Genomic DNA, 18,336 nt, shown 5'->3' with positions numbered 1-18,336 from the left:
ACAGTCCCTGGACAGTGCGATGATCAGGCCGAGCGGGCACGTTACCGCGCACCGGGACCCCGGTGTCACCCTCTGGCACGCACAGAGATCGAACCGTTGTCCTTTTCTTCACACCCTGAGCACGGAACCCGGCCCGGCCGCCCTCCCGCCGTCCCTCAGTGCGTCCTCTGATCCACCGCGGGTGCGCCCGCTTCCGACCGAGCGGGTGGAGCCTCCGGCACGCGAGTGACGCAGGCCGGTACCGCTGCCCACAGCGGCCCGCCGCCTCGTGTACAGCGCACTGCCGTACAGGCGTCGCTCGTGGTGGCGGGCCCGAGCCGGCCGTCACGCCGGCCGCATCCTCAACCGTTCCTCGCAGCGGCACCACGTCGAACGGCCCGCGCCGTCCTGAAGGCCGAGCCGTGGTCAGCCGCGGCCTTCCTACTGGCGGTTGTCCTAGTCCCTACCGCCCACCAGCACCGATGTGGCGTACCTCGGAAGGCCGTCGGCGTCCCGCTCGACCTCCTGGGACGTCTGCCGGGTGAAGCCCAGGGACACGCTGGGGATCACCGGGTACTGGCGAGCCCGGCTCCGTCTCCTCGTCCGACGGCGACCATGTTCCCCACCGTCGGTGTTCTCCCAGCGGGGTCCCTCGCGCTGAACCGCAGCTCAGCATGCGTTGTCAGTGCCCCTCCATAAGGTGAAGCCATCATCTGGACGGACCAGGGTCCTGCCGGGGTTCACCCTCGGTAGGGGACGTCTGCCTGCGGAAAAGGGCGTTGGGGAGTCCCCTGACGGCTTTTCACGGTCGGGTCCCGTGACGCTCGAGGACACGGACGGGCCGAACGGCGACGGACAGGTCCGCGCCGGGAGGCCGTGTCTCCGCAAGGCGCCGTTGCGGTGCGGGGGGGCACCATGGGAAGGGGATGGACACGATGAGCGTTACGGTGAAGGACCGGCTCAAGAAGCACTTCGTGAACCACGTCGCTCTCGTCATCGACAAGTCCGGCTCGATGCGAGGCCACTCGGGGCAACTCGTCCGCGTGGTGGATGAGTTCGTGAAGGGGCTGAAGGAGGAGTCCGACCGGCTCGGCCACGAGACCCGGATCAGCCTCTATGCCTTCGACCACCTGGTCGAGAACCTGGTGTGGGACATGGACGTCAAGCACCTGCCGTCCATGCGGGGCCTGTACACCGTCGAGAACGGCGCGACGGCGCTGATCCAGGCGTCGGTGAAGGCGCTCGACGACCTCGGCCACATATGGGAGGAGTACGGCGAGCACAGCTTCCTCCAGGTCGTCGTCACCGACGGCGAGGAGAACGCCTCCGGCGCCGACACGACGGGCGCGCGCCACGACCTCCTTCCCGACGGCCGTGCCGTCCTGGACGAGTGGCGGAGCAGGATCGCCGACAAGATGGACAACCTGCCGGACCACTGGACCTCGGCCATCATGGTGCCGAACTCCCTGGCCAAGCGCACCGCCCAGCAGTACGGCTTCCCGACGGGCAACATCTCGATCTGGGACGCGGACTCGGACCAGGGCGTCGAGGAGGCGATCGGCGCCGTCAAGACGGCCGCCACGAAGTTCCTGCGGGACCGCGAGCAGGGCGTGCGCGGCACCAGGAACCTCTTCGCGATGGGCCAGGACCTCAGCGCGGCGGACGTGAAGTCCAGCCTCCGGGCCCTGGACGCCGGCAAGTACGTCCTGATCCCGGTGGACGGGCGGACGTCCATCCGCGACTTCGTCACCGGCGCCGGGCATCCGTACAGGACCGGCTGCGCCTTCTACGAGCTGTCCAAGCGCGAGAAGATCCAGGCCACCAAGCAGATCGCCGTGGCGGAGAAGGACCCGACCACCGGCCGGACGACCGGGAAGGTGTTCACAGGTCCCGCCGCCCGGCAGCTCCTGGGTCTGCCGTCGACGGAGGTCACGGTGACGCCGGGGAGCAACGAGGCCTACACCGTGTTCGTCCAGTCGACCTCGGTCAACCGGAAGCTGGTCCCGGGGACCAAGCTGCTCGTCCTGCTGTAGCCGGTCCGACGGCCGAGCCGCGGCGCGGCCGGCGCCGACACCCCGACCGCCGCGTACGCCGGGCGGCTCCGGCGAAGGGATGGTCCCGCACGGGTCGTCGTCGCACAGTCATGCGCCGTGCGTTGTCGCTGTTGATGAAGCCTCCGGGCCGTCCGCCCATCGACGAACGGCCGGTCCGGGGTCCGGGTCAGGACCCGTCGGTGACGGCGCCGAACCGCAGACCGAGAGCGGGTCCCCTTCGCCCCGGGCCGCTTCCGCCCGGAGGGCGCCCCGTGTTGTCGGCGCCCGACCCATGATCCAAAATCGGCGAGCACACCTTCAGGAGGTCTTCCCGTGCCCTCGCTCAATGACTTCACTACCTGGCAGCCTTTGCTGCGTCTCCTGCACGTCGCCCACGCGGAGACGCTCTCCGCGCCCGGCGGGCACGTGGCGGGGCAGATCAGTCCCGGGGCATGGAGTGTTCCGCTGCCGTACCGGCCGCCGCAGCCGGGCCGCGCCTCACAGGTCTCCGACAACCAGGATCAGTTCGACGCCGTGGGCCGGATCGTCGACGCGCTCAAGGAGACCGGGAACAACGGTGTCTCCTTCGTCGTGGAGGCGTCTTCCGCTCCTGGCGGTGTCCGGCTGTATCTGATCAGTCCGGGCTCTTCCACGGAGCCGGGTGTCGCGACCGCGCACCCCGGCACGCTGCTCCTCGCGGACGGGGCACTGCCCGAGCCGGTGCGCCGCCTGCCCGATCCGGTGCCGGACGCGGTACCGGCTCCGTCCGCGGATGTGGGACTGCTGCGGCGCACTCTTCGCGAACGGCTCCCGGACGCAGTGGGCGCCTCAGAGGAGGAGATCGCAGCGGCCGAGGCGCGCCTGGGCGTGCCGCTGCCTGCCGAGCTGAGGGCGCTGTACCACATTGTCCGGGGCCGGTACGAGGACTGGGACGACTACCAGGAGCCGTACGACGCCATCGGCTGCGAGCTCCTCCCTCTCGACGAGGTCTACGTTGCCGACGCGGCTTCCCGGCACGTGCTGTGGCAGTTCGGCGCCATGGAGGCGGTCGAGACGGGGCCGGAGGACGCCGTGCAGGGGCTCGTCGGATCGCCGGGCTGGATCGTCTTCGGTGACAACGGCGGCGGGGACCGTATCGCCGTCGACCTCACGCCGGGTCCGCAGGGGCACGTCGGGCAGGTGATCATCATCAGCCACGAGGAGAACACCGGCGCCGGGCTGGTCGCCGATTCCCTCACCGACTTGGTCGTCCACCGTCACTTCGGCGGGCGGCCCGTCCGAAGGGCCGAACGGCCGCCACTCGTCGCCCACGTCAATCGCGCCTCCCTCCCCAGCATCGAGGCCGCAGCCCATGCCGGCCTGGAGGTCCTCAGCATCGGGGTGTGGGAGAAGGAGCCCCTCAGCCTCGCCCCCGTCTTCGGCCTGCCGCGCCTGCGGACCCTCCGCGCCTATCCCGGTACTCTCGCCGATCCCTGTGAGATCGCCCGGCTCACCCACCTGGAGTATCTGGAACTCCCGCCCGCGGAGTGGCGCGTCCTCCTCGATGCGGGGGCTGTGCCCACCAGGCTCCTCGCCGCAGGCATCGAGGCCCACCTGCAACGGGACAACCCGTTGCAGACCATCGCCCTCGCCAACGAGATCCTCGCCCTGTACGGTCGGCCGCTTATCACCGGCATCACGGTGCTGGAGGGAACGGCCTCATGAGTCACCTCGCCGACGGGGGAGGCCGCCGTCCCACGGCCCTTCCGGTCACGTCGATCCAGTGGGGCGACACCCCCGGTTGACCGGGAGTCCGTACCGGCTCCGGGTTCCCGGCCGCTGGGCGGACGGCCCCGGACCAAGCCGGATCATGTCAGTGGCGACACGGCATGCGTTCCCCTCCGCAACCGCCGCTCCTTGGGAAGACGCCGAACCCGGCGCTGCATCCGCGCGTCAGCCCGCAGCTGTCACCACTCCAGCCACGCGGGCACGTCCGCGAGCACGTCCGGCTCCGCCACGAATCCCACCCGCCGACCACCAACCCGCCCGACTCGCCGCGGAGCCCCGGCTGCATGCGTGCGGGGGGTCGGCACCGGAACCCCGGCCAGCAGCGTGTGCACCGACCGGCGCGTGCGTTCGACCGCCGCGTATACGGTCTCCAGCAGCCCGCCGATCGCGTCGGCGACCTGGGCGACGCTGTCCGTGCGGGCGCCATTGCTCACACCTGCTGCTGCCGTGTGCCGTCCACTCGCAGTTCGATGAGGCGGCGCAGCGCGAAGTGCACGTGCTGCTCGGCGAGGGTGCGCGCCTGCTCCGCGCGCCCGGCCGCCAGGGCGCCCAGAAGCGCGCGGTGCTGGGCGTCCGCCTCACGGCGGGCCTCGGGTTGGTTGAACGCGAGACAGAGTAGCGGGCCGATCTCTGTCTGAAGACGGATCTCCTCCCGCGTCAGTCGCACGGACTGCGCGGCCGCCGCGATCTCGACATGGAACCGTCCGTCGTTCCGGCTCATGGCAGCCGGATCCTCTGCCGCAGCGAAGTCGAGCAGTGAACGGCGCGGGGCCTCCAGGTCCGGCGCGTCGGCGCGCTCCGCGGCGAGGCGGGCGGCGGCGCCCGCGAGCGCGGCCCAGTGGTCGGCGAGGTCGCGCAGCTCCTCCGTTGTGTGCGCGAGCAGTCGTGCGCGCAGTCGCGCCCGCATGCGCTCGCCGAGCGGGTCGGCGGGCGCATGCACGAAGGTGCCGCCGCCCCGGCCACGACGGGTCCCCACCAGTCCCTGGTGCCGGAGCACGGCCAGCGCGTCGCGCAGCGTCACAGTGGCGACGCCGAGCTGCGCGGAGAGTTCGCTTTCCCCCGGCAGTTGCTCGCCGTCACTGAGCAGGCCGAGGGCGATGGCATCTCCGAGGCGCCGGACCACCGCGTCGACACGGGGTTCGGCCGCGAGGGGGGCGAAGACCGCGCGGCGGGCGGCACTCGACAGCGGCTGGGGGTTCACGGAGCCATCCCATCACAGGCAATCACGAATAGGACTCATGTTTGGTCAGCCATTGCCATATGACCTATGGGTTCATATGTTTCGGAGCCTTATCGTTCCCTGAAAGGTTCCCGTCCATGAGTGACATCGCGTCACCGGACCAGGATGCCGCGGACGCCGCGCAGCTCGCGGCGCTCGGCTACAAGCCCCGACTCACCCGGGCGCTCGGTCTCTGGTCCAACTTCGCCGTCGGCTTCACCTATCTTTCCCCACTGGTCGGCGTCTACTCGGTCTTCGACTACGGCCTGGCCACCGGCGGTCCGGCCTTCTTCTGGACCATCCCGGTGGTGCTGCTCGGACAGGGCCTGGTGCTGCTCACCTTCGCCGAGGTGGCCTCGCAGTACCCGCTGGCCGGCGGCATCTACCAGTGGGCCAAGCGCCTGATCGGGCCGAAGTACGCCTGGCTGTCCGGCTGGATGTACACCTGGGCGCTGCTGGTGACCATCGCTTCCGTCGCCTACCCGATCGCCACGTACGCGGGTCCGCTGCTGGGTTACCAGGTCAACCACTGGAGCACGGTGATCACCTGCGTGGTCGTCATCCTGTTCTCCGCCGTGATCAACCTGCTCGGCGTGCGGCGGCTCGCCTTCGTCGCCAACATCGGAGTCTTCGCGGAGGTCGTCGGCACCCTGGTGCTCGGCGGGTACCTGCTCTTCTTCCACCACAAGCAGCCCGTCAGCGTCGTCATGCACACCTTCGACGCGGGTGGCAGCGGCGGCTACCTGGGCGCCTTCCTCGGCTCCTGCCTCTTCGCGGTGTGGATCTTCTACGGCTTCGAGGCCTGCGGCGACATCGCCGAGGAGGTCAAGGACCCCTCCCGCAAGGTCCCACGTGCGATGGGCATGACGCTCGGCGTCGGCGCGGTCGCGACCGTCGTCCTGACACTGGGTCTGATCCTGGCAGTGCCGGACTTCGGCGCGGTGATCAGCGGCAAGTCCGCAGACCCGCTGGGCGACGTGCTTGCCGCCTCGCTGGGCACCGCCGGCAGCAAGTTCGCACTCGCGCTGATCGTGGTCGGCTTCGTCTCCTGCACGCTGGCGATCCAGGCAGCGGCCACCCGCCTCGTCTACTCCTACGCCCGCGACGGCGTGATCGTCGGCGCGAAGTGGCTCTCCAAGCTGCACCCGACCTTCCACATGCCCCCGGCCGCCACCGCCGTCACCGCCGTGATCCCCTCGGCCTTCGCCTTCCTGCCGTCGGCGACGGTCACGCGCATCATCACCTTCTCCGTCGTAGGCATCTACATCGGCTTCCAGTCGGTGGTGCTGGCCTCGATCATCGGCCGTTCACGCGGCTGGAAGCCGGCCGGTGTGTTCACCCTGGGCCGCTGGGGCTGGGCCGTGAACGTCGCGGCGCTGGCCTATGGCGTGACCGCGATCGTGGTGCTCTCGATCAAGACGCCGCCGAACGGCACCAGCTTCTTCGACCGCTGGCTGGTGCCCATCTCGGTGGGCGTCGTGGCGGCCCTCGGCGTGGTCTACCTGTTGGTCTTCCGGCCCAAGGAGCAGATCACGGAGCAGGACAGGTCCGAGAGCGCAGCCGAGGGCTCGGGCGAGGCCCCGGTCGCGACCGACCACTCGACCGCGCTCACGAACGGCTGACCGCCCTGATCGCCGGGCCAGGGCCCGCGCACCCTGGCCCGGCGGGGGCAGCAGCGCCCTCGCCTGTCCCCTCGCCACAACTTCCTCCGCCTCGGTGAGGTGTTGCGACGATCAGTCGAATCCGCCGCGGCCTTTTTACGAAGGTAACTTCCAACTCCAGCTCGCGGTTGTGTCGCTCGAGTTCCTTCAGCCGCGCCCGACGATCTACCGATTTGGCCGGGAAGCTGCTCGATCACCAGCTGCCCGCTTTGGACCAAGCACTGCCCGTCTCATGCTCCGGATCACCCGCCCAGGACCCCTACCGGCCAGGGTGGAGAGCCCTGCGACAAAACCCCGTGCACCGCGGCCGGAGTGCACTCGTGGCAGCGCCGCCCCCGCGCCAACGTGCCAGGCCCAGTGCCGTGAGGTCATTGACCGGTCCGTCGTCCGCATCCATGGCTCCACACGTTGGAGCTGATCGGCTGCGGACTCGCCCTGAAGCACCCGTATACCAACTCCCTGCCCCGTTCCAGGTCGTTGATCCGGCAAAAGTTCATGCTTCAAGGACAAGCCTTTGCCATCGGCGGGTAGTGCCTTGGAGCGGGCGCTCACTACCTTTCGCCGAAGCCACCACTGCCAGGGGTGGCAGCTCGCAGCAAAGCACGTGCTACTCGCAGCCCACAGGTACCAGTGGTTACGCGCCGTCTCGAATCATGTGATTTGACATGCTCCTGACATGCGGGTAGGGCATCGATCCCCCATGGAGGGCAGTCTCTTGCGATCGCTGAACACCGACCACGCGAGACCCAACCGGCTCCGACGGCTCACTCGCCGCGGGGCCACCGCCCTGCTGTCGGCCGCGACCCTGATCACCGGCGGCATGCTGGCCGCCGCGCCCCAGGCGGTTGCCGCACCGACGGCATCACACACGTCGGGCAGCTCCATCGCCAACCCCTACAGCCCCGCCTACCAGCACCTCTACCGGCACGGCGTGCTGCCGACCCTCCAGCAGCACGCCAAGATGGAGTCCTGGGCAGCCGCTCATCCGGCCGCCACCGCAGCGACCGGGCCGCAGACGCTGTCCTACGGCGGCGGCGTCGACGGCATCGGTGTCCAAAGCGGCCACTCGAAGGTCTACCTGGTGTTCTACGGCACACAGTGGGGCACTCAGAGCACCAACAGCAACGGAGACATGACCTTCTCCGGCGACTCGGCGGGCGCCGCCCCCGTCGCCCAGGAGATGTTCAAGGACATCGGCACCGGCAACGAGCTGTGGTCGGCCGACCTGACCCAGTGGTGCGATGGCCCCAACGTGGCGGCGGGCGCCACCAGTTGCCCGGCCAATGCCAACTTCATCCCCTACCAGAGCGGCGGCGTGCTCGCCGGCACGTGGTACGACAACTCGGCCGCCTCGCCGAGTGCCGCCACCGGGCACCAGCTCGGCGCCGAGGCCGTGAAGGCGGCCGGCCACTTCGGCAACACCACGGCCGCCGCCAACCGCGACGCGTACTACGTCGTCCTGTCGCCCCACGGCACCAACCCGGACAGCTACCAGGGCCAGTACTGCGCCTGGCACGACTGGAACGGTGACACCACGCTGACCGGCGGCGCGGTCTCCTCGAGCTACGGCGACATCGCCTTCAGCAACCAGCCGTACAACATCGACTCCGGCGCGGGCTGCGGCGTCGGGTTCGTCAACTCCCCCGGCACACTCGACGGCTGGACCATGACGCTCGGCCACGAGTGGCAGGAGATGATGTCGGACCAGAACCCGGCCGGCGGCTGGACCAACCACACCGGCAGCTCCTACAACGGCCAGGAGAACTCCGACGAGTGCGCCTGGATATCGCCGGGCAGCACGGGTGGAGCGGCGAACGTCACGATGGGTACCGGCACCTTCGCCGAGCAGGCCAGCTGGTCCAACGACACCAACTCGTGCGCCATCAGCCACGCGATCGTCGGCGGCAGCACCGGGAACACGGTCACCGTCAACAACCCCGGGAACCGGAGCAGCACCGTAGGCACGGCCGTGTCCCTGCAGATGACGGGCTCCGACTCCGCCTCCGGCCAGACCCTCACATACACCGCGACCGGGCTGCCGGCCGGACTGAGCATCTCTTCCAGCGGCCTGATCAGCGGCACCCCCACCACGGCCGGCACCTCCTCCGTCACGGTCACCGCCCACGACACCACGGGCGCCTCCGGCAGCACCTCATTCACCTGGACCGTCAGCAGCACGGGCGGCGGCTGCGCCGGCCCCGGCCAGAAGCTCGGCAACCCCGGCTTCGAGACGGGCACCGCTTCCCCGTGGACAGCCAGCAGCGGCCTGATCGACAACTCCGGCAGTGAGCCCGCCCACTCCGGCAACTGGAAGGCCTGGCTGGACGGCTACGGCACCACCCACACCGACACCCTGTCCCAGTCGGTGACCATCCCCGCCGGGTGCAGCGCCACCTTCTCCTTCTACCTGCACATCGACACCGCCGAAACCACCAGCACGGCCTACGACAAGCTGACCGTCCAGGTCGGCACCACCACCCTGGCCACCTATTCCAACCTGAACGCGGCCGGCGGTTACGTACTCAAGTCCTTCAACCTCTCCAGCTACGCCGGTCAGACGGTCACGCTGAAGTTCACCGGCACCGAGGACTCAAGCCTGCAGACCAGCTTCGTGGTCGACGACACCGCCCTCAACGCCTCCTGACCCCACCAGGCCCCCGGCCCAGCAGGACACGTTCCGCCCCAGCAGGGAACCACTGCTGGGGCGGAACCGTCTCACCGGCACACATGGCCGGGAAGGAGTCTCGTTCATGGCGCTCCCTCGCGCCCACTTCGCACCTTGCTTCGCCGCATGCCTGGCTCTCGCCGCCATCTCGGCCTGCGGCGCCGACGCCGCGCAGTCTGCCGCGCCGACCACGCCCGCACCCCTCCGGCTGGATGAGCGCACGAACCACACCACCGTCTCGGCCACGGTGGGCACCTCGGTGGTGGTCACGCTGCACAGCACATACTGGTCCGACCTCACCAGCAGAACACCCGATGTCCTGGCCGCCGCCGGCGCCTCGCGGGTCACATCGGCCCACACCTGTGCCCCGGGCAGAGGCTGCGGCACTGTCGAACTCGCCCTGCGCGCCGTTCGGCCCGGCTCAGCAGACATCACGGCCCGCCGCACCAGTTGCGGCGAGGCCCGCCGCTGCGTCGGCGATGAGGGCCGATACAGCGTGACGGTGAAGATCCGTGGGTAGACGACGTCGCTCAGGAGCGTGGTAGTCGGCCCGTGTATCCGGATGGACAGGAGTCCCACCGCTACGTAACGGCGCGCTGAGCTCCAGCCCGGCGCCGAGATAACGATCGGCTTCACCCGTCCGACCAGCACTCGGGCCCGGACAACCCCCAAAACATCCACGTGGACCTCCCCGAGAAGCCACCCGACGTGGCTGAGTCCGTTGCCACCGCCCTCCTGCACCTCCTTCACGCCATGGTCGCCGATCCCAACCAGGCGCGCCCCGAGGCCGGAGCCACCTAGTGCTCTGACCGGGAAGGTTCACCGGTCCGCGGCGGGCTCGGCACGGCAACTCGCGTGTCGTCTTCCACTTGGCCGGTTGCCCTGGCGGGCGGTTCGTTCACGGCCGGCGGTCTCCAGGGCGGTGGGCCTCGGCTCACCAGGCAGGGCGGATCGGTCCCGGCGGTGCAAGGAGTGTCAAATCGGCGACGAGTTCGCTGAAGCGCGCCTGGCCCAGTGCTTCTCGCCACGGTGCGACGGCAGCCCGGGCTGCCGTCTCGGCGGCGCGCGTAGCGGTCCAGCCGGTCTCGGTCAGTCCCAGGAGGCGGGCGCGGGCATCGTGCGGGTGTGGATGCCGCTCCACGTACCCCTTTCGGACCAGCTCCTCGACCAGCTGGGCGGCGGCCTGCTTGGTCACCCCCAGGTGCTCGGCCAGGTCGGCCGTGGTGGCGCCGCCTACAGAGATGCGGGCGAAGGCGAAGCCGTGTGCGGGTCGTAGGTCCTCGAATCCCTGCTGGGAAACGCTGGTGTGGATTTCCTGCACCAGCTGTCCGGAGAGTGCCAGCACGAGTGCGGAGAAGGCCAGGGCGTCGTCCATGGGCTTGACTATAACTCGTCAAGCCGCTTGTCTATCTAGACAAGTCACTTGTCTAGAGGAAGGCTGGAACATGCCGTTCATCCGCAGCGACGAGGCCGTCGTACACGAGATTCACGGTGGCCGTTTCGTTTCCTACGTCCGTCCGGACACCGGCAGCCGGGACCTCGCTGCCTGGCGCGTCGAGATCCCGGCCGCAATGGTGGGGCCGACCCACACGATCAGCGACGAGGAGACCTTCTACGTTCTCTCCGGTCGCCTCCGACTCACCATCGACGGTGAGAACGCCGAACTCCGCGCAGGTGACGCGGCAGTGGCACCTGCAGGCTCCGAACTGGCGGTCGCCAACAGCACCGACCAGCCCGCCCACATGTGGGTCACCACACGTGTCGGGCTCATCGCCAAACTGGCTGACGGCAACACCATCACACCGCCCTGGGCTCACTAGTGTGCTGGTGACCGCGTAGGTTCGCCGGGTTCTCAGGCTGCGGTGGCGAGGGGGCGTCCGCCCCAGCGGATGCCCTTTTCGCTTCGGATGCGGGCGCGTTCCTTGCGTTCGGCGGCCAGGACGTCGCGGTGACGGGCGTTGCCGTTGCGCCAGCGCAGATACGCGTGGAGTGCCCGGGTCTGCACGGTGTGGCTGGGATGGTTGGTGTTGGCGATGGTGAACTGCCGCAGCGGTCCGAAGTGGGCCTCGATGGGGTTCGCCCACGAGGCGTAGGTCGGGGTAAAACACAACTCGACCTTGTTTCTTCTTCGCCCAGCGGCGGATGTCGGTGCCCTTGTGGGCGGAGAGGTTGTCCAGGAGCACGCAGATCGGCGCGCCGTCGGGCCGGGCGGCGCGGATGGACTTCAGCGCGGCCAGCGTGTTGGCGGCGCCCTTCTTGCGCCTGTTGACGCCCCATAGCCGGTCGTCGCCGACCGAGTAGCAGCCGTGGAAGTACCGCACGCCGTGGGTGCGGTGGTAGGTGGCGGGCAGCCGGTCGGGGCGTTTGCGCGCGGCCCAGCCCGAGCCGGCGGTGGGGCGGATGCCGAGCGAGCCGAACTCGTCGAAGGCGAAGACCCGGTCCGGGAAGCGGTCGAGGACTTCCTCGATCCGGTCCAGCTTCGCCTCGCGTTCGGGGTCCGGGGATTCCTTCCAAGTCTTGGTGCGCTGGAAGGTGACGCCGTGGCGGGCGAGCAGGCAGCGTAACGCCTCGCGGCCGATGAGGATCATCCGGCCGTGGACTTTGCGCAGGTAGGCGACGAGTTTGCGCAGGGACCATCGAGTGAAGGGCTGACCGTGCTTGGTGGGGCGGGTGGTGGCCGTCTGGATGACGAAGTCCTCGTCGTCAGGGGTGAGCAGGCGGGGACGGCCTCCCGCCCACTGAGGGTCCAGGCAGGCCAGGCCGATCTCGTTGAACCGATGAATCACATCGCGCACGGTGTCCTCATCGGCCTGCACCAGCTGGGCGATCACCGGAACCCGGTTCCCGCCGGCCGAGGCCAGCAGCATCATCGCGCTCCGATAGCGCACCGAACTGGTGCTGCCCCGACGCACGATCTGCTGCAGCTTCTGCCCTTCCTGGTCGGTCAGTCTGCGCACACGGACGGGCTCGGCCACCGCGCCTCCAGCGGTCGGATCGGACGTCACCGCACATCCAACCGTCACGACCGCCAACCCGGCGAACCTAAGCGGTCACAGCACTAGCAAGGGCAGACCCCGCTGGCTCTTCTCGCCTATTCGAGGTACGACAGACCGCCGCATAACACCCGCAACGGGCTCCACGCCATACACACCGGGGGTCTGACTACACGTGATCCGTTTCGCCTTTGCCGGACGCTGTTCCACCGAGGACCTTCAAGATCCCGAGGCCTCTAGGAACTGGCAGGTCACCCGTGCTCGAGCCCTGATCGAGCCCGCCGGGGGACGGACCCGCACACGAGCCGCTCATCACCAAGGCACTCTTCGAGGCCGCCCAGCGGGCCCGCAGGCAACGCGCCCGCGCCTACCAGCATCGAAAGTGGATCTTCATCCGAAAGGGGGGATCTCCAGAAGGAGCCGCCTGGCGGCACCACCGTCGAACCGGCCGACCACGGACTCGGATGCTCGCGCGGTGGCCTGACCACCAAGCTGCATCCGGCTGTTGAGCAGCGGCAAAAGCCGATGTCGATCGTCATCACGGCGGGGCAGCGCGGCGACTCTCCGCAGTTCGAGCCCGTCCTGGCACCATCCCAGACAAGGCCGACCAGGCCCGCAACCGCAAGAAGCGCGGCTCCCGCGGCGGCCGGCCACCGAAGTTCGACCCGGTCGACTACCGTGAGCGCCATGCGGTCGAATGCGGCATCAACCGCCTCAAGAGGCACCGGGCCGTGGCCACGAGGTACGACAAGCTGGCTGTGCGCTATGAGGCGACCGTACTGGTCGCTGCGATCAACGAGTGGCTGTGACCTGCGACGTCAGGTCAGGCTCCGGCGTGCTACAGCGAGAAATTCCGCCTTGAACGGCTCCAGGCGCTCGGCCAGGCTCCCCTCGTCACGCTCCTGCCAGACCGCTTGATTAAGGGCGCGGGCGTAGGCGGTCGTCGGCGAGTGAAGGCCAGGGGCACAGAGCAACTCGATGCTCTTCTCGCCTATTCGAAGACCGTCCATCGCCGGCCTGGCCGTCACATACCAGTCGTCACCGACCTCCCATTGCGGCGGCCGCGCATGCGCTACGCCCTCCGCCTCCAGCGCGCATCGGATGAACTCCAGCACGGTCCTGATCTGCTCAGCACGTCGCTCCTCCGCCTGCGCCGCAGCCCGCCTTTGTTCTTCAGCCCGGTCAGCTGCCCGTTGCGTCGTGCGCTGGGTCAGATACGTCAACGCACCACCTACAGCCACACCGACCATCGAAATCACCGGGGTCCACAGGTCACCTGCCACGGCCGACTACTACCAGTACCTGCCCATCGACCGCTGCCGATCGTGCGAGACAGGCGTGTATGCCCAGATACCGAGCCACTCCAAGACCCACTTCCGATGCACGCCCTAGAAGAAGGAACCACCCCTCACGGCAGACCAGATCCGGGAGATCACTGACAGGCCTGGAGACATCACACAACGTATCCAAGCCGCCGGCGCCGAGAAGAAGGAGCCCCTCTACGAAGCCCTGGGCATCACCATCAGCTACGAAAACGCAACGAGGACCGCGACCGTTAGGTCAGGGCCCTCGATTCCGTATCGCTATAGAGAGTGTCCGAGGGGGGACTTGAACCCCCACGCCCGATAAAGGGCACTAGCACCTCAAGCTAGCGCGTCTGCCATTCCGCCACCCGGACAAGGTGCCTGTCGCCTCGGCGGGATGTTCCCCCGTGGCGACACGGACAACCATACCAAGGTTTCGCACTGCCTTTCACCTGCGTTTTCCGTGCTTCCGGGCGGTGGTGGGCGGGGTGCACGATGGGTGTCCGGTCGGTCACGTGCGTCGGGGCATGAGCCGGTCCTCCGGGAAGTCGCCGGGCGGTCTCTCCCCCTGTCGGTCCGCGGGTCACCGCGAGGACCAGGGGGCTGCCACCGGCGAACGCGCGGTGCCAGGACGCGCCGGAGCCGCCGAACGGTTCGTCGGGGTCACCGCGGGAGCTCGGGACGCCGTGGCCCGCCTCGAAGGTGCGGCAGGGCAGTGGGGCCCTTCCCGCGGGTGGTGCGGCAAGGGCCCCCGCCGTTCGGCCGGGCGGGGCGGTCAGCGGCGCCGCTCGCGCAGGGCCGCCATGTTGTCGTAGCTGATCTTGGCCTCGCGCAGCGACTGCGCCGCGTCGGTGGCGCTCGGGGAGTTGTCGTCCTCGACCATGGGGTTGTGGTAGTTCCGCTGACCGACGCGGGAGAAGAACGTCGTGTAGTCGATGACGCCCGTTCCGAAGGGCACCATCTCGTAGCCCATGCCGTTGGTCGTGCTGACGACGCCGTCCTTGGCGTGGAACAGCGGGTAGCGCTTGTTGTGGCGGACGACCAGGCCGGCCGGGTCGAAGACGTTCCTCCGGGTGGAGCCGTCGTGGGCGGTGTACGTGTGGAACTTGTACTGGGCGACGTGCGCCCAGAAGACGTCCATCTCCAGCCAGACGAGCCGGGGGTCGGTGATCTTCAGGAAGTACTCCAGCTTCCGGATGCCGGAGCTGCGGGTCGGCCGGCCCTGGGCGTCGAGCGGGCCGCCGTCGAGCAGGAAGTCGTACGCGCTGTCGTGGTTGTGGGTGTAGAGCTTGATGCCCTCGCGGTGGGCGATCTCTCCGAGTACGTTCCACTTGTCGGCGGCCACGTCCCAGTCGGCGCGGTAGGAGCTGCCGGTGGGGTCGCCGCCGGTGCCCATGTGGTCCATGCCGAGGATGTTGGCGATCTCCAGGTGCTTCTTGAAGGTGTCCAGGTCGGCCGTGGTGAGCGGCCAGGAGGACGGGATGAAGCCGTGGTTGCCCTGGGCGCGCAGCCCGTACTCGTCGAGCCAGGAGCGCAGCAGCCTGGCGCCCGCCGCGGATTCCAGGCCGGCCCCGCCGGGGGCGTTGGCGTGCTGGTTGTAGCCGGCGAACTCCACCTGGCGGTAGCCGTGGCGGGCCAGTTGCCCGAACACCTCGCGGAAGCCGGAGGGGAGGTCGCTCGCGAGGGGGTCGCGGGCGGTGGCGTCACGGACGGTGTAGAGGATGATGCCGCGCTTGTGGGGCGGGACGAGCACCTGCCCGCGTCCGTGTCCGTGGTCGTGCTCGCGGTCTCTACCCCGGTCGTGGGCCAGTGCGGGGGCGGCGCCGAAGACGGGGGCGGCGACGGCTCCGGCCGCCACGGCGGTGCAGGTGCTGAGGAAGCGGCGCCGGTCCACACCGAGGGTGCGGCGCAGTGCCTCGTCCGGGGCGTCGGCGGCGGACGCGGTGGCGGCCTCGGTGCGGGAGCGGTCGGAATGCGGGGTCACGAGTGGCCTGCCTTCTCGGTCGTGGCCGGCTCCGGTCCGCCGGGACCGGCCGTTGTCAGTGTCGTGTGTTTCACTCTCAGTAGTCGGATCTCGGGTGGCGTACCGGGGGTGCGTCAGCCGAGTCCGGCCAGGTGGAGCAGGAGTTGTTTGACATCGGTGGCCGCGACGCGGTCGCCGACGACGTGGGGGGTGGAGCAGATGAGGAGCGGACCGTCGTCGTCGCTCGCGGGGAGGCGGCCGTGGCTGCCGCGGATGGGTGAGGGGTCCAGAGGCACGACCGCCATGCGGTAGCGCAGGCCGAGTTTCTTGCGGGCCAGGGCGGTGGCCGCCTTGACCCTGACGTAGGGGTCGAGCGGGTCCATGAACAGCTCGACCGGGTCGTAGCCGGGTTTGCGGTGGATCTCGACGAGCTGCGCGAAGTCGGGCGCGCGGGCGTCGTCGAGCCAGTAGTAGTACGTGAACCAGGCGTCGGGTTCGGCGACGGCGACGAGTTCGCCGGAGCGCGGGTGGTCGAGGTGGTGGGCCTTCTTGCCCTCGTCGTCGAGGAGCCGTTCGATGCCGGGCAGGCCGTCGAGGGCGGCCCGGGTGGCGGCGAGGTCCTCGGGCCGGCGCACGTAGACGTGGGCGATCTGGTGATCGGCGACGGCGAAGGCGCGGGAGGTCATCGGGTCGAGGTACTCCATGCCGTCCTGGGTGTGCACCTCGAGCAGCCCGGCGCGGCGCAGGGCGCGGTTGATGTCCACGGGCCGGTCGGCGCGGGTGATGCCGTACTCGGACAGGGCGACGACGGTGCGGCCCTCGGCGCGGGCGTCGTCCAGCAGCGGGGTGAGGGCTGCGTCGAGGTCGGCGGCCGCCTTCAGGGAGCGCGGGTCGTCGGGGCCGAAGCGCTGCAGGTCGTAGTCGAGGTGAGGGAGGTAGCACAGGGCGAGATCGGGGTGGCGGGTGCGCAGGATGTGGCGGGTGGCGTCGATGATCCACCGGCTGGAGACGAGGTCGGCGCCGGGGCCCCAGAAGTGGAAGAGGGGGAACGTGCCGAGTGCGTCGGTGAGTTCGTCGTGGAGGGCCGCCGGGCGGGTGTAGCAGTCGGGTTCCTTGCGGCCGTCGGCGTAGTAGACCGGGCGGGGGGTGACGGTGATGTCGGTGTCGGCGCCCATGGCGTACCACCAGCAGATGTTGGCGACCGTGTAGCCGGGGTGGGCGCGGCGGGCGGCGTCCCAGAGCTTGTCGCCGGCGACGAGGCCGTTGTGCTGCCGCCACAGCAGCACCTCGCCGAGTTCGCGGAAGTACCAGCCGTTGCCGACGATGCCGTGCTCGGACGGCGTGGCGCCGGTCAGGAAGGTGGACTGGGCGGCGCAGGTGACGGCGGGCAGGACGGTGCCGAGCGGCGCGCTGCTGCCGGTGCGGGCGAGGGCCGTCAGGCGGGGCATGTGGGCGAGGAGGCGGGGGGTGAGGCCGACGACGTCCAGGACCAGGAGCGGGGTGGGGCGTTCGGCGGACGGCGCGGGTGCCGGTGGCTGGGTCACGGCAGCTCCTTCAGTCCGAGGTCGGTGAGCAGGTCGCGGGCGAGGGCGAGTTCGGCGGCGATCCCGTCGGCGAGCCGGCCCCGGGTGGCCGGGCGCAGCTCGGGCGGCAGGGCCTGCCAGGTGTAGGTCTCGATCTCGAGGTGGCGGGTCAGCGGGTGCGGGCCGCCGACGAGCCGGGCCAGGGCGTCGTTGAGGACCGGGAGGGTGGAGGTGAGGGGCGCGGCGGGGGCCGCGTGCAGGGGGACGTGGAAGTGGGCGCGCCAGGGGGCCGCGTCGGGCAGGGCGTCACCGGTCAGGGCCTCGGTCAGGTCGTCCGTGCCGCGCAGGCCGGCGCGGGTGGCGGTGCGGGTCTGGTGCAGGAAGCGGGGTTCGGCGAAGGCGGCCAGGGCCTCACGGACCTCGGGGAGGTGGGGTTGTCCGGCGTGCAGGGCGGCGGAGAGCTGGGCCTTGACCATGGGCACACCGGCCCGGGTGAGGTCGTCCAGGGCGGTGTGCGGGTCTTCGAAGGAGGTGGCGAGGTGGCAGGTGTCGACGCAGATGCCGACGCGGTCGTGGGCGATCGCGGTGAGCGGGGCGATGGCGTCACGAGTGGTCTCGACGACGCAGCCGGGTTCCGGTTCCAGGCCGACGCGGACGGAGCGGCCGGTCAGTTCCTGGAGGGCGTCGAGGCGCAGGGCGAGGGTGCGCAGGGCGGTGCGGGCCGTCTTCGCCCGCTGCTCGTCGTAGGCGGTGCGCCAGGCGAGGGGCAGGGTGGAGATGCTGCCGTCGGTGACGTCGTCGGGGAGCAGTCCGGCGAGGACACGGGCCAGGGAGGTGGTGTGTTCCAGGCGCTCGGGGTCGGCCCAGTCCGGTGTGTAGACGCGGTACTTGACCTCCTCGGCGCCGAATCCCTGATAGGGGAAGCCGTTGAGCGTGACGACCTCCAGGCCGCGCCGGTCGAGTTCCGTGCGCAGGCCGCGCAGCGCGGAGGGGTCGCCGACGAGGGTGCGGGCGGCGTCCGCGGCGAGCCACAGGCCGATGCCCAGCCGGTCGCGGCCGAGGCGGCGGCGGACGGGCTCGCAGTGGTCGCGGAGCTGGGCGAGGACGCCGTCGAGGGTCTCGGCGGGGTGGACGTTGGTGCAGTAGGCGAGGTGGACGGTGGAGCCGTCGGGGTGGCGGAAGCGCATGCGTCACGCCCTCCGCGCGGGCTCGCCGGCGTCCGCGGCTGC

Annotated in this window: 13 protein-coding genes, 1 tRNA gene and 2 pseudogenes; 7 read left to right on the top strand and 9 right to left on the bottom strand. The window is 69.9% G+C overall.

All coding sequences use genetic code 11. The features are described from left to right. Positions 1–905: 905 nt before the first annotated feature. Together ACWDNY_RS01490 and ACWDNY_RS01485 are read left to right on the top strand one after the other, a co-directional pair. Positions 906–2,012 (top strand): VWA domain-containing protein, encoded by a 1,107-nt coding sequence (locus ACWDNY_RS01490; RefSeq protein WP_451643651.1) that lies wholly within the window; start codon positions 906–908, stop codon positions 2,010–2,012. 333 nt (positions 2,013–2,345) lie between these two features. Further along, positions 2,346–3,716, top strand: coding sequence for an SMI1/KNR4 family protein (locus ACWDNY_RS01485; RefSeq protein ID WP_451643650.1), 1,371 nt, complete (start codon positions 2,346–2,348; stop codon positions 3,714–3,716). A 242-nt stretch (positions 3,717–3,958) separates the two neighbouring features. Here the strand turns inward: ACWDNY_RS01485 and ACWDNY_RS01480 are convergent, their stop codons facing one another. Both ACWDNY_RS01480 and ACWDNY_RS01475 read right to left on the bottom strand, forming a co-directional pair. Further along, positions 3,959–4,213 (bottom strand): hypothetical protein, encoded by a 255-nt coding sequence (locus ACWDNY_RS01480; protein ID WP_451643649.1) that lies wholly within the window; start codon positions 4,211–4,213, stop codon positions 3,959–3,961. Then, the gene (locus ACWDNY_RS01475) at positions 4,210–4,980 is read right to left on the bottom strand and encodes a FadR/GntR family transcriptional regulator (protein ID WP_451643648.1); all 771 of its coding nucleotides are present in this window, start codon (positions 4,978–4,980) and stop codon (positions 4,210–4,212) included. Before ACWDNY_RS01475 ends, ACWDNY_RS01480 begins: the two co-directional genes overlap by 4 nt. A gap of 116 nt (positions 4,981–5,096) precedes the next feature. On the opposite strand from ACWDNY_RS01475, the gene ACWDNY_RS01470 reads away from it, so the two are divergent. From ACWDNY_RS01470 to ACWDNY_RS01460, 3 genes are all read left to right on the top strand, one after another. Then, entirely contained in the window at positions 5,097–6,620 is a 1,524-nt protein-coding gene (locus ACWDNY_RS01470) for an amino acid permease (protein ID WP_451643647.1), read from the top strand. Positions 6,621–7,374: 754 nt separating this feature from the next. Next, a complete protein-coding gene (locus ACWDNY_RS01465) occupies positions 7,375–9,303 on the top strand; it encodes a putative Ig domain-containing protein (RefSeq protein WP_451643646.1) in 1,929 nt (642 codons plus the stop codon). 106 nt (positions 9,304–9,409) lie between these two features. Continuing rightward, the gene (locus ACWDNY_RS01460; protein WP_451643645.1) at positions 9,410–9,844 is read left to right on the top strand and encodes a hypothetical protein; all 435 of its coding nucleotides are present in this window, start codon (positions 9,410–9,412) and stop codon (positions 9,842–9,844) included. Positions 9,845–10,258: 414 nt separating this feature from the next. On the opposite strand, the gene ACWDNY_RS01455 is transcribed toward ACWDNY_RS01460, so the two are convergent. Beyond that, positions 10,259–10,699 (bottom strand): MarR family winged helix-turn-helix transcriptional regulator, encoded by a 441-nt coding sequence (locus ACWDNY_RS01455; RefSeq protein ID WP_451643644.1) that lies wholly within the window; start codon positions 10,697–10,699, stop codon positions 10,259–10,261. A 70-nt stretch (positions 10,700–10,769) separates the two neighbouring features. On the opposite strand from ACWDNY_RS01455, the gene ACWDNY_RS01450 reads away from it, so the two are divergent. Continuing rightward, on the top strand, positions 10,770–11,144 hold the full coding sequence (locus ACWDNY_RS01450) for a cupin domain-containing protein (protein ID WP_385950230.1): 375 nt from the start codon (positions 10,770–10,772) through the stop codon (positions 11,142–11,144). Between the two features lie 32 nt (positions 11,145–11,176). On the opposite strand, the pseudogene ACWDNY_RS01445 reads toward ACWDNY_RS01450, so the two are convergent. Next, positions 11,177–12,299, bottom strand: a pseudogene (locus ACWDNY_RS01445) (IS630 family transposase). A 399-nt stretch (positions 12,300–12,698) separates the two neighbouring features. Between ACWDNY_RS01445 and ACWDNY_RS01440 the strand changes: the two are divergent. After that, positions 12,699–13,126, top strand: a pseudogene (locus tag ACWDNY_RS01440) (IS5 family transposase); the annotation flags it as partial. A gap of 9 nt (positions 13,127–13,135) precedes the next feature. Here ACWDNY_RS01440 and ACWDNY_RS01435 read toward each other — a convergent pair. The 5 genes from ACWDNY_RS01435 to eboE all read right to left on the bottom strand — a co-directional run bounded on the left by ACWDNY_RS01435 (position 13,136) and on the right by eboE (position 18,294). Continuing rightward, positions 13,136–13,600, bottom strand: coding sequence for a hypothetical protein (locus ACWDNY_RS01435; protein ID WP_451643643.1), 465 nt, complete (start codon positions 13,598–13,600; stop codon positions 13,136–13,138). 310 nt (positions 13,601–13,910) lie between these two features. Then, positions 13,911–13,995 (bottom strand) — tRNA-Leu (locus ACWDNY_RS01430). 401 nt (positions 13,996–14,396) lie between these two features. Continuing rightward, positions 14,397–15,605: a sugar phosphate isomerase/epimerase family protein gene (locus ACWDNY_RS01425; protein ID WP_451643642.1), complete on the bottom strand. Its 1,209-nt coding sequence runs from the start codon at positions 15,603–15,605 to the stop codon at positions 14,397–14,399. Positions 15,606–15,718: 113 nt separating this feature from the next. Next, a complete protein-coding gene (locus ACWDNY_RS01420) occupies positions 15,719–17,128 on the bottom strand; it encodes an alkaline phosphatase family protein (protein ID WP_451643641.1) in 1,410 nt (469 codons plus the stop codon). Further along, entirely contained in the window at positions 17,125–18,294 is a 1,170-nt protein-coding gene (gene eboE / locus ACWDNY_RS01415) for a metabolite traffic protein EboE (RefSeq protein WP_451643640.1), read from the bottom strand. Before eboE ends, ACWDNY_RS01420 begins: the two co-directional genes overlap by 4 nt. Positions 18,295–18,336 lie beyond the last annotated feature (42 nt).

The organism is Streptomyces sp. NPDC003697 (assembly GCF_053587115.1).
This window is presented reverse-complemented; position numbering and strand designations above follow the sequence as displayed.

Excerpts from the sequence above, each read along its gene's own strand:
- ACWDNY_RS01490 (WP_451643651.1), top strand. The coding sequence starts at position 906 with ATGGACACGATGAGCGTTACGGTGAAGGACCGGCTCAAGAAGCACTTC.
- ACWDNY_RS01470 (WP_451643647.1), top strand. The coding sequence starts at position 5,097 with ATGAGTGACATCGCGTCACCGGACCAGGATGCCGCGGACGCCGCGCAG.
- ACWDNY_RS01460 (WP_451643645.1), top strand. The coding sequence starts at position 9,410 with ATGGCGCTCCCTCGCGCCCACTTCGCACCTTGCTTCGCCGCATGCCTG.
- ACWDNY_RS01455 (WP_451643644.1), bottom strand. The coding sequence starts at position 10,699 with ATGGACGACGCCCTGGCCTTCTCCGCACTCGTGCTGGCACTCTCCGGA.
- ACWDNY_RS01450 (WP_385950230.1), top strand. The coding sequence starts at position 10,770 with ATGCCGTTCATCCGCAGCGACGAGGCCGTCGTACACGAGATTCACGGT.
- eboE (WP_451643640.1), bottom strand. The coding sequence starts at position 18,294 with ATGCGCTTCCGCCACCCCGACGGCTCCACCGTCCACCTCGCCTACTGC.